A 14,660-nucleotide genomic window follows, 5' to 3' on the forward strand; every position below is an offset into this window, starting at 1 on the left:
GTAGGCCGGACAGGACAACCGTTCCGGCGATAAAGGGAGGAACCAAGGTTGTTCGAGGACCTTAACGTTCGTATGGCAGAACTCAAAGAGAAAGCCCGGAATCAGGAGAAATGGCAACAGCGTCTCAAAAATCTCCAGCAGGAGTTGACCGGCCTGCAAGAAGAACGGAACCGTTGGCAGAAGCAGCTGGCTGCAGAGGAAGAAGATGTTCGCAAGCTGTCGACGATGTCGCTGTCAAACTTATTGGCTACCGTGCTTGGCAACAAAGCCGAGAAGCTGGATCGGGAGCAGCGGGAAGTGCTGGAAGCCAAGATGAGGTATGATGCCGCCGAAGCTGCGGTTCGCGATATGGAGCGGCAAATTGCGGATATTGAGCGCAGACTGCTCGAGCTGGGTTCTTGGAAGAACGAATATGAGCGGATTTTTCAAGCCAAAGAGCGGAAGATCCTGGAGGAAGACGGAGAGCTGCGGGAGCTGGCCGAACGCGAAGCGGTCCTCACCGTGCAGCTGAAAGAGGTGGACGAAGCGCTGCAGGCCGGACAATCCGCCCTTCACGATTTAAGCGCAGCCGAGGAAGATCTGCGTTCTGCGAAAAATTGGGGGGTGTACGATATGCTGGGCGGCGGAATGTTGTCGACACATATTAAGCACTCGCGGATTGATGAGGCGATGAGCCATCTAATGGCGGCGCGGCAAAGTCTGCAACGTTTTCAGCGGGAACTCAGTGACATCGGAGCGGACATTTCGACGCATCTGGAGATCGGGGGATTGCTGAAATTTTCCGACTATTTCTTTGACGATTTTATCTCGGATTGGCTAGTGCAGGGGCGAATCAACGTCAGCTTAGATCAAGTCCAAAACCAACTTACGGCGGTAAGCGACGTGCAACGCGAGCTGGAAACAGCCAAACATAAGCTGGAATCGGAGCGGGCCGAAACGCATCGGAAATACGTGCAAGCGGTGGAGCATTATGCTTAGCAGATAACGAGGCTCGGGAACTTTTGGGTTCCCGGGCTTTTTTCGTAATACAAAACTGGTTCGATGCAAATAGCTAAAGGAAAAACGAGAAAGGGAGTCGGACATGAAGCGGACTTGGTGGAAGGAAAGCGTCGTGTACCAAATCTATCCGATCAGCTTCAAGGATTCGAATGGGGACGGGGTGGGTGACCTGCGCGGGATCCTGTCCAAGCTGGATTATTTGCAAGATCTTGGGGTCGACGTCGTTTGGATCTGTCCGATCTATCAATCGCCTGGGCATGATAACGGCTATGATATTAGCGATTATTATAAGATCGATCCCGCATTTGGCACGATGGAGGACTTCGATGAGCTGTTGGAAGCGTTGCACGCGCGCGGAATGAAGCTAATGATGGATCTGGTGCTGAATCACACTTCGGACGAGCATCCCTGGTTCTTGGAATCTCGGAAGTCCAAGGATAATCCGAAGCGGGATTATTACATCTGGCGAAAGGGTAAAAACGGCGGCCCGCCGAACAACTGGGAGTCGTATTTCAGCGGTTCGGTTTGGGAGTATGACGAGCGTACCGATGAATATTACTTACATTTGTATTCCAAGCATCAGCCTGACTTGAACTGGGAAAATCCGTCCGTCATCCGCGAGCTGCATGACATGGTCAAGTGGTGGCTTCAAAAAGGCGTGGACGGCTTCCGGTTCGATGCCATTGCGCATATCGCCAAGGCGAAAGGACTGCCGGATGCAGACAATCCGGAGCAGAGACCGACGGTTCGGGCTTACGAGCTATTTTCGAACCTGGACGATGTACATACACTTCTGCAAAACTTGTACGATAACGTGTTGTATTACTATGACATTATGACCGTAGGCGAAACGTCGGGGCTAGGTCCGGAGCAGGCGTTGAATTATGTTGGCGATGACCGTCGTGAGCTGAATATGACGTTTCAGTTCGAGCATATGTTTCTGGATGCGGGCTCTGCGGGCAGCGGCAAATGGGACGTCGTTCCGTGGAAGCTGACGGACTTAAAGGAAGTCATCACTCGCTGGCAGACTGTGCTGCACGGGCGGGGGTGGAACGCCAATTATTTGTGCAACCATGACCAGCCGCGCTCGGTTTCCCGTTTTGGGAGCGATCAGGAACCTTACCGCATTCCGTCCGCTAAAATGCTGGGGACCTTCCTTCATATGCTGGAAGGGACGCCGTACATTTATCAAGGCGAGGAAATCGGCATGACGAACGCGGTCTTTGATTCAATTGACGATTATCGTGACGTGGAGACGCTCAACTACTATGAGGAGCAGCGAAGAAACGGTGTTCCGGAGGCGGACATCCTGCGGGCGATTCATCTAAAAAGCCGGGATAACGCCCGTACCCCCATGCAATGGGATGCCGGACCGCAAGCCGGGTTTACCACTGCCGAATCCGCCTGGATCCGGGTGAATCCCAATCACGATCGGATTAATGTCGAGGAAGCGATCCGTAACCCCGATTCGATCTACCATTACTACAAAAAGCTGATTCGCTTAAGAAAAGAACATGCCGTGATCGTCTACGGCGAATACGAGCTGCTGCTCCCCGATCATCCGCAGATATATGCGTTTACCCGGAGGTTGGAAACGAGCTGTTTGTTGGTGATCCTGAATTTTAGTTCCGAGGAGCCGGTATTCGAATGGCCTTCTGAGGCGGTGGAGCCGAAGGACATCGAACTGTTAATCTCCAACTACGCTCCACGGGAGCACGAGGATGTATTGAACTTACCGCTGCGCCCCTATGAAGCAAGGGTTTATTTGAAACGATATTGATTCAAGGGGATATCGGATGGCCTGCAGCATTTCGACGTGCTACACTGGAGATATAGCAATTGTGCAGAACTTGGAACGAATGGAGGGGTAGCCCATGAAACGGATATTGGACTGCCGGGCTTCGGATTTTCGCCAAATGGATCGCGAAGCTCTAAGGGGAGCAATTTTGGCAGCGGAAGGGCGAACGGTGATGGCGGAAACGGTGGTTACGTCCCAGCCGCTGCTGCCCGAGATCACCAATGCGGAGCTTGCCAAAGCTTTTGGCGCGGACATGATCCTGCTGAACGTCTTTGACGTGTTTCACCCGCAGATTCGCGGCATAGAGCCGCGGGATTTGTTTGCGCCGGATCGCGGCAGTGGGGAGCCCGGGCCGAGCGCGCGAAATCCGATCGCGGAGCTGCAACGATTAACGGGACTGCCAGTCGGCATCAATTTAGAGCCGGTCGACGCGTCGGCCGATGCGGTTGAAGGGCTTCACGAGCTGCCCGAAGGACGGCAGGCAACCGCTCAGAGCTTGGCCGAAGCCAAGCGGCTTGGCGTGGATTTCGTATGCCTTACAGGCAACCCGAAAACCGGAGTGACCCATGAACGCATCCTGCACGCGATCCATGTGGCAAAACGGGAATTCGGCGGTTTGATCATCGCTGGCAAAATGCATGGCGCTGGTACTCGCGGCAGCGTGCTGGACGGCGAGGCTGCGATCAAGTTCGTTGAAGCCGGCGCGGACGTCGTGCTGCTGCCAGCTCCGGGGACCGTTCCGGGCGTGCGCGAGGAGGAGCTGGCCCGGGTCATTGCGGAAGTCAAGGCGCGGGGGGCCTTGGTTTTGGCGGCGATCGGCACAAGTCAGGAAGGCGCGGACGAATCGACGGTGCGAGAGATTGCTCTCAGCGCCAAACGTGCCGGCGCCGACATTGTACACATCGGGGATGCCGGTTTCGCGGGCATGGCCATCCCAGAAAATATCCAAGCGGTATCAATCGCCATCCGCGGGCGGCGGCACACCTATGTGCGTATGGCCGCTTCGCCGTTGAGGTAACGCCTATGCGGATCGGAGTCATATCGGATACGCATATCCCGCGCCGCGGAGTGGAACTGCCCGCGAAGCTGCGGCAAACCTTCCGCACCTGCGACATGATTCTCCACCTGGGGGATTGGGTGACGATGGAGGTATACGAGCAGTTAAAAACGATAGCGCCGGTTGAGGGTGTGGCAGGAAACAATGACCCAAACGACATTATCCGTAAGTTTGGTTGGCATAAAATTCTCGAGCTGGGCGGCAGACGGATCGGACTGACGCACGGCCATCTCCCCGGCGGCGGGCACGGGGCTAAGAACAATGCGGAGCGCGTCTTTGCTGGCCAACCGGTAGACGCCGTGCTGTTTGGCCACTCGCACAAGCCTTACCTTGCGAAAAGCGGTGGCGTCTTGTGGTTTAATCCCGGGTCGCCTACCGACAAACGGCGGGAACCCAAATACAGCTTTGGCGTGCTTGAGATCACTCCCCAAGCGATCCAGGCGCAACATATTTATTTAGATGCCAAAAAGTAGATCCAAGAACATGTGGAGCTACCAATGCGAGGCCGATTTTCGGTTTTGCTTTGGATGGCTCTTTTTTATACCTATCTTGAGGCAGAAGTCCCTTAACCTGTATTGACGTATAATTGACCACCATTTAATATAGGAATCATACTTCGTGTCCATGTTGGACGAATCCTTGTCCACGGACGCTTTAATCCTTTCATCAACAAAAGCGTTAATCAGATTATGCTTTACTGCAGGGGCACTGCAGGGTCATTAATTTCATGAGAGAGAAAGGGGAAACAAAAACATGAAGAAGAAGCTTGGGATGATTCTCGCCTTGTCGCTGCTGCTGGTCGGCGTTGTTGCTTGCGGCAACAATGGCGGCAACGGAAATGCCGCAAACGGGGGGAATGCCGGGGGAACCGGAACGGAAAATTCCGCGGGTGCGGGGAATACATCGGATTCCGATAAGAAAACGTATAAAATCGCGATTTCGCAAATCGTGGAGCATCCTTCCTTGGATGCAACGCGGGAGGGCTTCCTGGACGCTTTGAAGGACGCAGGCATTGTAGAAGGGGAAAACTTGGAGCTTGATTACAACAATGCGCAGGGGGACCAAACGAACAATACGACCATCGCGCAAAAAATCGCCGGCGAGAAATATGATCTGGTGCTCGCGATCGCTACGCCGCCTGCACAAGCTGTAGCGCAGCAGGTGAAGAACTCCCCGATCCTGTTCGCGGCTGTTACTGATCCGGTTGATGCCAAATTGGTGGACAATTTGGATCATCCAGGTGGGAACATCTCCGGGGCTTCGGATACGAACCCGGAAGCGATTACGAAGCTGATGAACTTCATCGCTGAGCACTTCAAGGATGTCAAATCCGTTGGATTGGTGATCAACCAAGGGGAACCGAATGCCGTCGTTATGGCAAACCATGCAGAGAAAGCATTGGAAGCCCACGGTATCAAATTGGTGAAAGCCTCGGTAACCAATACATCGGAAGTTAAACAAGCGGCCGAATCGCTGGTTGGTCGGGTAGATGCGCTGTACATTACGCTCGATAACATGGTCGTTGAAGCCGTCAGCACCGTGATCCAGGTAGCCAACGATAACGACCTTCCTTTCTTCTCGAGTGACCGGGATACGGTCGAGAAGGGGGCTTTTGCAACGATTGGGTTCAAATATTATGACCACGGGTACCAAGTGGGACAAATGGCAGTCGACGTGCTGAAGAACGGCAAAAAGGTCGGTGACCTGAAAGTGACGGTGCCGGATAAGCTCGACTTGATCATGAACCTGAAAGCGGCAGCCGAGCAAGGGATCGAAGTGACCGATGCCATGAAGGCTCAAATTACGGATAAGGAAAACAATCTGATCGAATAGGCAGCACACGCTCCTAATTTCTTGAGGAGGTACTCATCATGTTGAACTCGCTGCTGGGGGCGCTGGAATCCGGCCTGCTGTATGCGCTTATGGCGCTCGGCGTATATATTACGTTCCGAATTCTCGACTTTCCGGACCTGACGGTGGACGGGAGCTTTACGACCGGCGGTGCGATCGCTGCGGTCATGATCGCAGGGGGAAGCTCTCCCTGGATTGCTACGGTCGTTGCTTTTTTGGGCGGCTTGGCTGCCGGTGCGATCACCGGCATCATTCATACCAAAGGACGGATTAACGGACTGCTCTCCGGGATATTAATGATGATTGCATTGTATTCCATCAATATGCGGATCATGGGCAAACCTAATGTAGGCTTGCTGGGGGAGACAACGCTGTTCAGCTCGGTTTCGCCGCTGGTGTTCATGCCGATCGTTGTTATCGCCATTAAGCTGCTGCTGGATTTGTTCTTTCGTACGGAGCTTGGCTTGGCCCTGCGGGCCACTGGCGACAATAAACGGATGATCCGCAGTTTTGGTGCCAATACGGATAACACAATTATTCTCGGGCTCAGTTTGTCCAACGGGCTAGTGGCTTTGTCCGGGGCGCTCATCGCTCAACAGTCCGGTTTCGCCGACATTTCGTCGGGGATCGGGATGATCGTGATCGGGCTGGCTTCGGTGATTATCGGGGAGGCCATCTTCGGGGCGCGTACGGTATTCTGGGCAACGCTGGCAGCGGTTCTCGGGTCCATCGTTTATCGAGTGGTTGTAGCGCTAGCGCTGCGGATCGAATGGCTGGAGCAAACGGATTTGAAGCTGATTACGGCAGTTATCGTGATCATCGCATTGGTGCTTCCGACCGCACAAAGAAACATGAAGCAGAAAGCGGTAGCTCGCCGGCGCGCCGGTGAAATTACACAAACCGCCGGGCAAAAGAGCGTAGGGGGTGGGTTCTAATGCTGAAGTTAACCCAGGTATCGAAGCTCTTTCACCCCGGCACGCCGGATGAGAAGATCGCGCTGATTGACGTCAATCTGCATCTGCGCAAAGGCGATTTCGTAACGGTCATCGGCAGCAACGGTGCGGGGAAATCCACGCTGATGAATATGATCTCCGGCGTCATCAAGCCGGATGCTGGCGAGGTTCGCCTTGGCGGCGTCGACATCAGCCATCTTCCAGAGCATCGACGCAGCAAGTGGATTGGCCGTGTGTTTCAGGACCCGATGGCCGGTACTGCACCGCATATGACCATCGAGGAGAACCTGGCGATGGCTTACTCTCGCGGGAAGGCGCGTGGCCTTGCGCTGGGTGTGAACGCGAAGCGCCGGGCGATGTTCCAGGAGCAGCTGCGCAGGCTGGGCATTGGATTGGAGAACCGGCTGCGCGCCAAGGTCGGTACATTGTCGGGCGGGGAACGCCAGGCGCTCAGCCTGCTGATGGCAACGTTTACCGAGCCGCAGGTGTTGCTCCTAGACGAGCATACTGCTGCACTGGACCCAGCCCGTGCTGAGCTGGTGACGAAGCTTACGCAGGAGATCGTCAGCGAATTGAAGCTGACCACGTTGATGGTCACCCACAACATGGAGCAAGCGATCCGGTTGGGTAACCGCCTCATCATGATGGATGGCGGGCGGATCATCCTTGATGTGGATGAAACGAATAAACGCGAGTTAACGATCGAACGGCTGCTAGGCGAATTCGAACGCATCAGCGGCCACAAGCTGTCCGATGATCGCGTGATGCTGGGCAGTTAAATTGCAACTATACCTGTACACAAAGCGCGAGTGCAAAGGGAGGATTCCCTTGTACTCGCGCTCTTTGTTGTCTTTTAACGAGCATCGCGCACTCGTACGCTGCTGTCCCTGCGGATGCCGTCGCGCAGCATCCAAGCGTGCAAGAACCATTCAAATACGCCCATCACAATGGTAATGGCAAGGATTTCGCCAAGAGATAACGTCCATTCCGCGTTGGCGGAAATCGCCCACAGGAAGATAAAGACGAGAAACGCATCTACAACGGTTGCGATCCCATTGTTCGTTCGCGGAAGGATGAAAAGATCCCCGAATAAATAGGCTAGAATAGACAACGCTAAGGCTGTCAGCAGCGCTGAGATGAATGAGGCGTTGCTTAAGAGCATTACCATGACGATGACGATAATTCCATTGCCAAGTAATTTGACGAGAAACTTGTCCAACCCTTTCACCTCCTTGTTTTACGCTCTAATTTCTCCTAACGGGAAAGCGGCTATACACCAAATTAACGATGTCAATTAATAGCTACGGAAAGCGGGACAACAACATGACTCAAACCACAAACTACGATTGCATGATCATTGGCGGCGGTATTGCCGGATTACAAGCCGCTATTCAGCTAGGCCGGTACTCGGTCCACAACGTACTGGTTATTGACGCGGGTTATGGAAGATCCACGTTATGCCGGCAATATCATAACCTGCTGGGGTTCCCGGAAGGTATTTCCGGGGAAGAACTGCGCAGTCGGGGGAGACGGCAAGCGGCGTCTTATGGCGTAAAGTTTGTGCAAGACACAATAACCGAAGCGAAGAAACGGGATGAGGGATTTCAAGTAAAAACATTAAGCGGCCAAACGTATTCAGGTCGAACCCTGCTGCTGGCGACCGGTGTGCTGGACCGTTTTCCCGATGTCCCCGGTTTGGTTCCAACGCTTGGGCTAAGCGTCTATGTCTGTCCGGATTGTGATGGGTACGAAATTGAGGGGCGGAAAACGGTATTAATGGGGGCAGGGGACACCGGTGCCAAGATGGCGCTGCTGCTCATCCAGCGGACCCGCGATTTAACCTATATTAATCATGAACAGACATCTGTCGCTGCGTCGCTCCTGAAGCAAATGGAGGAACAGGGGATTCGCTACGAGGAAGGGGCCATCGCCGAAGTCCAACAATCCGAAGGCTTTATCCGCAGCGTGAAATTACAGGATGGCCGGAGCTTTACAGCAGAACGGGGATTTATTGCGTTTGGCGGCAATGAGGTTCATTCTGGATTAGCCGCTCAACTTGGCGTACGCATTTCCGAGAACCGTCATGTGGAGGCCAACCCCCGCACAAAGCAGACGAACGTCCCCGGCGTGTGGGTGGCTGGGGATCTAGGACTTCATGCGGAACAGGTTAGCGTGGCCATGGGGGAAGGCTCAATTGCCGCAATTTGGATTCATAAAGCATTAAGTCCGTGCTATAATCAGTTGAACGGAGGGGATGCAGAGGATGATTCTTGAAGTAGCTCAACTGCAAGTGAAGCCCGGAATGATTAATGATTTCGAAAGCCACTTCCGGAAGGCTTCCAAAATCATCAGCCGGGCGTCCGGTTATCTTGGACATGAGCTCCAAAAATGCGTAGAGACGGAGAATAAATATATTCTGCTCGTGCGTTGGCAATCCATTTCCGCACATGAGGTAGGTTTCCGTCAATCTCCGGAATATGAGGAATGGAAAGCGCTGCTTCATCCATTCTACGATCCCATGCCTACCGTGGAACACTACGTGCAAATCAAGCATGAAACGGAGTAGGAGGAAAGAGAATGGAAGAAATCATTTGGCGGCAGCTTGAATTCGGGACGGCGATTTATCGATATTCTGAAGGTGCTCGAGGAACAGCCACAGCAGGTGAAGGCAGAGCTATGTATAACAAAATTATTCAAGGACTGTGAGCATGTACATATGACGGAACATTTCGACTATATCATTGAAGATGCAACGCTTGAGGACTTGCCGGCGATCGTGGCGATTTACAATGAAACGATCGCTGGACGCATGGTTACCGCCGATTTGGAGCCGGTGACCGTTGACGCCAGACGGAAGTGGTTTGATGAGCATTCGCCCGATTTCCGGCCGCTTTTGGTTATGAAATCCGGGGGGAAGGTCATCGCCTGGCTCAGCTTTCAGTCCTTCTATGGGCGACCGGCCTATAACGGCACGGCCGAGATCAGTATTTATATCACAGAAGCCTACCGTTCCCGCGGAATCGGAGGGATCTTGTTAAATCGATCCTTTGCGATTTGCCCTGAGATTGGTGTCCATACGCTGCTTGGGTTTGTGTTTAGTCACAACGAGCCGAGCCTTAAGCTCCTTAGTAAATTCGGCTTCGAGCGTTGGGCGCATTTGCCCCGCGTGGCCAATTTAGACGGCGTGGAACGGGATCTCGTTATTTTGGGGAAACGGGTTGTTGAGGCTTAATATGCTTTTGGGGAATGGGGATCAAATCATTTGAACGAATGGGTTAAGGAAATCACGGACTGGTTTTTGGAGACGACTCAGTTAGGCGGGTACTCCATCCTGCTTTTTACGATCCCACTCGCCGTTGTGCAGGGAGTTTTTGGTTTTTTTCCGTTTGCCACGATCGTGATGTTGCATCTCTCCCTGCTGGGGATTGCGAACGGTTTATTAGCCAGTTGGATTGCCGGTACGGCGGCAGGGATGGTTGTTTACCTGATGTGCAGATATTTTTTTGCTGATTGGTTTAACCGCAGGTGGTTGGCTAAGCTGCAAAAATACGAAAAATGGCAAAAAGGGCTGGACCGCTATGGGGTGTGGGCAGTGATCTTTCTCCGCACGATTCCGATTATGCCAAACAATCTCATTTCGTTTATGTCGGCGGTTTCGAATTTAAAGCTCCGTTCTTATGTCTGGTCCAACCTGGTTGGGAATCTGTCAAGCATTTGGCTGTTCGGGATCTTAAGCGCATCGATTGTGTTTCCGGGGGTGAATCTTCAGGAGTTGATTCTCTCCTACGCCCTATTTTTGCTTGTGCTGGGCGTCGCCTTTGTCATTCGCAACCGGTTCCTATCCAAGACGAAAGAAGGCATGAGACCTTAGCATGGATCGACCGCTTTCCGGGATAAGCTACAGAGAGAATAAGATTGGATAGGGGGCGAGTCGTTTGAATACTCAGGAACAGGCTTTATCAGGAAAACCCGCGGCAGCACGGCGGAAGCTGCTGCTCAGCGCCGGGCTCAGCTGGATGTTTGATGCCATGGACGTCGGGATCATTTCGTTTATCGCTGCTGCCCTTGCGGTGGAATGGAGCTTAACGCCGCAGCAGACCGGCTTCTTTACGGCGATCAACTCCGTAGGGATGGCGTTTGGCGCAGCGATTGCCGGTTATATGGCGGACAAGTTTGGCCGCAAATCCGTGCTCCTGTGGACGCTGTTGATTTTCTCCATCGCCAGCGGTTTGTCAGCTGCCGCTACTAGCTTTGCCATGCTTTGTTTGCTTCGCTTTATTGCCGGCTTTGGACTTGGCGGGGAGCTGCCGGTCGCTTCCACACTGGTATCCGAATCGGTGTCGGTACAGGAACGCGGAAGATCCGTCGTGCTGCTGGAGAGCTTCTGGGCTGCCGGATGGATCGCTTCGGCGTTGATCTCGTATTTCGTCATCCCGGATTACGGATGGCAGGCCGCTTTTATCATCGGTGCCATACCTGCGTTATATGCGCTGTACTTGCGCAAATCAATCCAGGAGCCGGCCCGATTTAAAGCGCAGACGGGTCATCATCAAGGACGAGGGCCTTCCTTCAGCGATAGGTTTAAGTCCGTTTGGGCTTCCCCGCACCGTCGTTCGACTGTGATGCTTTGGATTTTGTGGTTTACCGTCGTCTTTTCGTATTACGGCATGTTTCTGTGGCTGCCTTCGGTGATGGTGCTGAAAGGCTTCAGTCTGGTCAAAAGCTTTGAATACGTGCTGATCATGACACTGGCACAATTACCGGGATACTTCACGGCCGCTTATTTCATTGAGAAGTTTGGGCGTAAATTTGTGCTGGTGCTGTATTTGCTGCTCACCGCAGCCAGCGCGGCCTGGTTTGGAAATGCGACTAGTGAGGGAATGCTGATTGCCGCTGGGATTTGCTTATCCTTCTTTAATCTTGGGGCATGGGGCGGCATGTACGCTTATACCCCGGAATTGTACCCGACGCGGGTGCGTTCGACCGGAGTCGGCTTGGCCGCTTCCTTTGGACGGATCGGCGGTATCATCGCTCCGTACTTGGTCGGCATGCTGGTCGCTCGCCACGTCGCCATCGGGGGAATCTTCTGGATGTTCTTCGTGACAATCGTCATTGGGGCACTGGCGGTGTTTTGGCTGGGGACCGAGACGCGGGGGAAGGAGCTGGCGGATTAAAAAAACAGCAAAATTGCTGCAGATCCGCAACAATTTTGCTGTTCATCCGTTTAATTAGAAGTTGTCCAGAGAATCGCCCGGCTTCAAGGCATGACCTGTAATGCCGATACGTGCGAGATCTGCGACAAATCGTTCCCCGTCCTGGGCGATTGCATCAAACGTATTGTAATGCACAGGGACAACGTGCTTGGCGCCAATCCATTCAGCTGCGGTCAGAGCATCCTCCGGTCCCATGGTAAAATGGTCTCCAATCGGCAGGAATGCGAGATCGACCGGGCCGCGGGAGCTGACCAATTTCATATCGCTGAACAGGGCGGTATCTCCGGCATGATATATGGCTGTTCCGTCAATATCGAGCAGGATCCCTGCCGCCACGCCAAGATATACATTTACGCCGTTTTGGTTGACGGACGAGCTGTGCAGCGCAGGCACCCATTTTAATTTACCGAACGGGAACGTGCGGGAGCCGCCAAGGTTCATGCCGACCGTTTGCAGTCCGCTGCCAGCAAAATAATCGGCCAGCTCGACAATGGCGATAATCGGCGCGTTGTTTCGCCGGGCGATGCTTTCCGCATCTGCGATGTGATCGGAATGACCATGGGTCAGAAGCACGTAATCGACTTGAATGTCATCGGCTGAGGCTGCGGCCGCCGGATTCCCGGTGAGAAATGGATCGATGATCAAACGATGCTTCCCTGTGTCCACCAGGATGCAGGAATGTCCCAAATAAGTAACTTTCATAGCAATCACCTCATGTGGAAATATATCCTTCTCGTTTATTATAGCTGCCTTGGACAAGCAAGTCACATCTTGCGGGAGGAGGTGCTGCATAAACGCAAGGAAATCCCATATGATTGTGATTGGGATGGGGCGGCTTGAGCAGGCTCGCGAATGAGGTCTGATCCAGTAAGGACCTTGCGCAAAAAAAGGAGGAGATTGATGTGAAAATCGAAGTGTGGTCGGACTTTGGCTGTCCGTTTTGCTACATCGGCAAGCGTCGCCTGGAAAGGGCGTTGGAATTATTTGGTCATCGGGATGAGATCGAACTCGTTTACCGCAGCTTTGAACTGGATCCGGGTGCCCCTAAGGATACGGAGTCGAGCATCCATGAATTGTTAGCGGTGAAATACGGCCTCAGCCTGGAGCAGGCGCAGGAATCAAACCGCAATGTTGCGCAGCAGGCTCAAACGGAAGGGTTAACGTATAACTTTGATACGATCATTCCTACAAATACGTTTGATGCTCATCGATTAGCGCATTATGCCGGAGAGCAGGGCAAGGCGAAGGAGATGACGGAGCGGTTGTTCCGGGCTTATTTTACGGATTCGCTGCATATCGGGGACCGGGAAACACTGGTTCGTTTGGCGGAAGAGGTTGGCTTGGAAGGCACAGCCGTCCGGGAAGTGCTGGAGCAAAATACGTATGCCGACGCTGTCCGCGAGGATGAGAACGAAGCAAGAAGACTTGGGATTCGCGGCGTACCGTTCTTTGTGCTGCGCGGTAAGTATGCGGTGTCGGGGGCACAGCCGTTGGAAATTTTTCAAGGGGCATTGTTACGAGCATGGGAAGATCGGTCTTAATATCGATTTAGAAAATAAGAAAATGCAAAAAACGCTGATCCCTAAGGATCAGCGTCTCGTTCTGCGAACAAAATAAAAAAATAAATTAATTGTTGTATAAACTAATGAACTGTGGTAAAATGACGGATAGCCAATCACAAAAAACTCACGCAATAATCTCCTCAATAATAGCATAAAATCAATCATTTGTCAAATGGATTTACGGTTTTAGAGATATAGAGTGGTTTTCGCATTTAATTTTTAGGGTGGGGGTCTGGAAGATGACAGAGGACTTGAAGAATAATGAATTGGATTACACCGATGATCTGACGTTACCGCCAGGAATTAAAATCGATGACCCGGTCAGAATGTATCTGAAGGAAATCGGGCGCGTGCCTCTGTTATCCGCAGAGGAGGAAATCGAGCTTGCGCAGCGCATCGAGAACGGGGATGAGGAAGCGAAGCGCCGATTGGCTGAAGCGAATCTCAGATTGGTGGTCAGCATTGCCCGTCGTTATGTTGGGCGCGGGATGGTTTTCCTGGACCTGATTCAAGAGGGCAATATGGGCCTGATCAAAGCGGTGGAGAAGTTCGATTATTCGAAAGGGTTCAAGTTCAGTACTTACGCCACCTGGTGGATTCGTCAAGCGATTACCCGTGCGATAGCAGACCAAGCCCGAACGATCCGAATACCGGTGCATATGGTGGAAACCATTAATAAACTGATCCGTGTCTCCCGGCAGTTGCTTCAGGAGATCGGACGCGAGCCGACTCCGGAGGAGATTGCGAAGGAGATGGATTTGACGCCGGATAAGGTGCGGGAGATTATGAAAATCGCTCAGGAACCGGTATCGTTGGAAACGCCGATCGGGGAAGAGAACGATTCGAACCTCGGCGATTTTATCGAAGATCACGATGCTCCGGCTCCGGCAGAAGCTGCGGCCTATGAATTATTGAAGGAGCAGCTGGAAGAAGTGTTGGATACACTGACCGAGCGTGAGGAAAATGTCCTTCGGCTGCGTTTTGGTATGGATGACGGCCGGACGCGGACATTGGAAGAGGTTGGCAAGGAGTTTGGTGTTACGCGCGAACGGATTCGCCAGATCGAAGCCAAAGCGCTGCGCAAACTTCGGCATCCAAGCCGCAGCAAGCGGCTGAAAGATTTTATGGAATAACATGGTAAGCTCCCTAAGGGTTCCCTTAGGGAGCTTTTTTTACATTATAGAATTTATAAATTTTGGGGTGGGAGCAGGTCTTCCGCCTGATTTC

16 protein-coding genes and 1 pseudogene are annotated in these 14,660 nt (G+C 52.8%); 15 read left to right on the forward strand and 2 right to left on the reverse strand.

The annotated features are described in order from the left end of the window. The first annotated feature begins 48 nt into the window (after positions 1 to 48). The 7 genes from U9M73_RS05365 to U9M73_RS05395 all read left to right on the forward strand — a co-directional run bounded on the left by U9M73_RS05365 (position 49) and on the right by U9M73_RS05395 (position 7,437). Positions 49 to 978 (forward strand): hypothetical protein, encoded by a 930-nt coding sequence (locus U9M73_RS05365; RefSeq protein ID WP_323076498.1) that lies wholly within the window; start codon positions 49 to 51, stop codon positions 976 to 978. 103 nt (positions 979 to 1,081) lie between these two features. Next, entirely contained in the window at positions 1,082 to 2,779 is a 1,698-nt protein-coding gene (locus U9M73_RS05370) for a glycoside hydrolase family 13 protein (RefSeq protein ID WP_009223170.1), read from the forward strand. A gap of 94 nt (positions 2,780 to 2,873) precedes the next feature. Beyond that, positions 2,874 to 3,815 carry a DUF7916 family protein gene (locus U9M73_RS05375; RefSeq protein ID WP_260069935.1) on the forward strand — a complete coding sequence of 314 codons (942 nt, stop codon included), beginning with the start codon at positions 2,874 to 2,876 and terminating at the stop codon, positions 3,813 to 3,815. 5 nt (positions 3,816 to 3,820) lie between these two features. Further along, positions 3,821 to 4,327: a metallophosphoesterase family protein gene (locus tag U9M73_RS05380; RefSeq protein WP_009223172.1), complete on the forward strand. Its 507-nt coding sequence runs from the start codon at positions 3,821 to 3,823 to the stop codon at positions 4,325 to 4,327. 280 nt (positions 4,328 to 4,607) lie between these two features. After that, the gene (locus U9M73_RS05385) at positions 4,608 to 5,687 is read left to right on the forward strand and encodes an ABC transporter substrate-binding protein (protein WP_323076499.1); all 1,080 of its coding nucleotides are present in this window, start codon (positions 4,608 to 4,610) and stop codon (positions 5,685 to 5,687) included. A 38-nt stretch (positions 5,688 to 5,725) separates the two neighbouring features. After that, positions 5,726 to 6,640, forward strand: a complete 915-nt coding sequence (locus U9M73_RS05390; RefSeq protein WP_009223174.1) for an ABC transporter permease — start codon at positions 5,726 to 5,728, stop codon at positions 6,638 to 6,640. Continuing rightward, positions 6,640 to 7,437: an ABC transporter ATP-binding protein gene (locus U9M73_RS05395; protein WP_009223175.1), complete on the forward strand. Its 798-nt coding sequence runs from the start codon at positions 6,640 to 6,642 to the stop codon at positions 7,435 to 7,437. Before U9M73_RS05390 ends, U9M73_RS05395 begins: the two co-directional genes overlap by 1 nt. A gap of 74 nt (positions 7,438 to 7,511) precedes the next feature. On the opposite strand, the gene U9M73_RS05400 is transcribed toward U9M73_RS05395, so the two are convergent. Further along, complete coding sequence (locus U9M73_RS05400; RefSeq protein ID WP_009223176.1) at positions 7,512 to 7,886, reverse strand: DUF2512 family protein; 375 nt, start codon at positions 7,884 to 7,886, stop codon at positions 7,512 to 7,514. Positions 7,887 to 7,981: 95 nt separating this feature from the next. On the opposite strand from U9M73_RS05400, the gene U9M73_RS05405 reads away from it, so the two are divergent. The 6 genes from U9M73_RS05405 (at position 7,982) to U9M73_RS05430 (ending at position 11,832) form a co-directional block, all read left to right on the forward strand. Further along, positions 7,982 to 8,932 (forward strand): NAD(P)/FAD-dependent oxidoreductase, encoded by a 951-nt coding sequence (locus U9M73_RS05405; RefSeq protein WP_323076502.1) that lies wholly within the window; start codon positions 7,982 to 7,984, stop codon positions 8,930 to 8,932. Further along, on the forward strand, positions 8,922 to 9,224 hold the full coding sequence (locus tag U9M73_RS05410; RefSeq protein WP_323076503.1) for an antibiotic biosynthesis monooxygenase family protein: 303 nt from the start codon (positions 8,922 to 8,924) through the stop codon (positions 9,222 to 9,224). The genes U9M73_RS05405 and U9M73_RS05410 overlap by 11 nt, the downstream gene beginning before the upstream one ends. Before the next feature lie 11 nt (positions 9,225 to 9,235). Continuing rightward, positions 9,236 to 9,364 (forward strand): hypothetical protein, encoded by a 129-nt coding sequence (locus U9M73_RS05415; protein WP_323076504.1) that lies wholly within the window; start codon positions 9,236 to 9,238, stop codon positions 9,362 to 9,364. Positions 9,365 to 9,374: 10 nt separating this feature from the next. Continuing rightward, positions 9,375 to 9,890 carry a GNAT family N-acetyltransferase gene (locus tag U9M73_RS05420; RefSeq protein ID WP_323076505.1) on the forward strand — a complete coding sequence of 172 codons (516 nt, stop codon included), beginning with the start codon at positions 9,375 to 9,377 and terminating at the stop codon, positions 9,888 to 9,890. A 30-nt stretch (positions 9,891 to 9,920) separates the two neighbouring features. Then, a complete protein-coding gene (locus tag U9M73_RS05425; RefSeq protein WP_009223180.1) occupies positions 9,921 to 10,529 on the forward strand; it encodes a TVP38/TMEM64 family protein in 609 nt (202 codons plus the stop codon). Between the two features lie 64 nt (positions 10,530 to 10,593). Further along, positions 10,594 to 11,832, forward strand: coding sequence for an MFS transporter (locus U9M73_RS05430; protein WP_323076506.1), 1,239 nt, complete (start codon positions 10,594 to 10,596; stop codon positions 11,830 to 11,832). Between the two features lie 54 nt (positions 11,833 to 11,886). Here U9M73_RS05430 and U9M73_RS05435 read toward each other — a convergent pair whose 3' ends face one another. After that, entirely contained in the window at positions 11,887 to 12,573 is a 687-nt protein-coding gene (locus U9M73_RS05435) for a metal-dependent hydrolase (RefSeq protein ID WP_009223182.1), read from the reverse strand. Positions 12,574 to 12,773: 200 nt separating this feature from the next. On the opposite strand from U9M73_RS05435, the gene U9M73_RS05440 reads away from it, so the two are divergent. After that, entirely contained in the window at positions 12,774 to 13,412 is a 639-nt protein-coding gene (locus U9M73_RS05440) for a DsbA family oxidoreductase (RefSeq protein ID WP_323076507.1), read from the forward strand. A gap of 266 nt (positions 13,413 to 13,678) precedes the next feature. Further along, positions 13,679 to 14,566: pseudogene (gene rpoD, locus U9M73_RS05445) on the forward strand (RNA polymerase sigma factor RpoD); the annotation flags it as partial. Positions 14,567 to 14,660 lie beyond the last annotated feature (94 nt).

It is taken from the genome of Paenibacillus phoenicis, from assembly GCF_034718895.1.
Taxonomy (GTDB): domain Bacteria; phylum Bacillota; class Bacilli; order Paenibacillales; family Paenibacillaceae; genus Fontibacillus; species Fontibacillus phoenicis.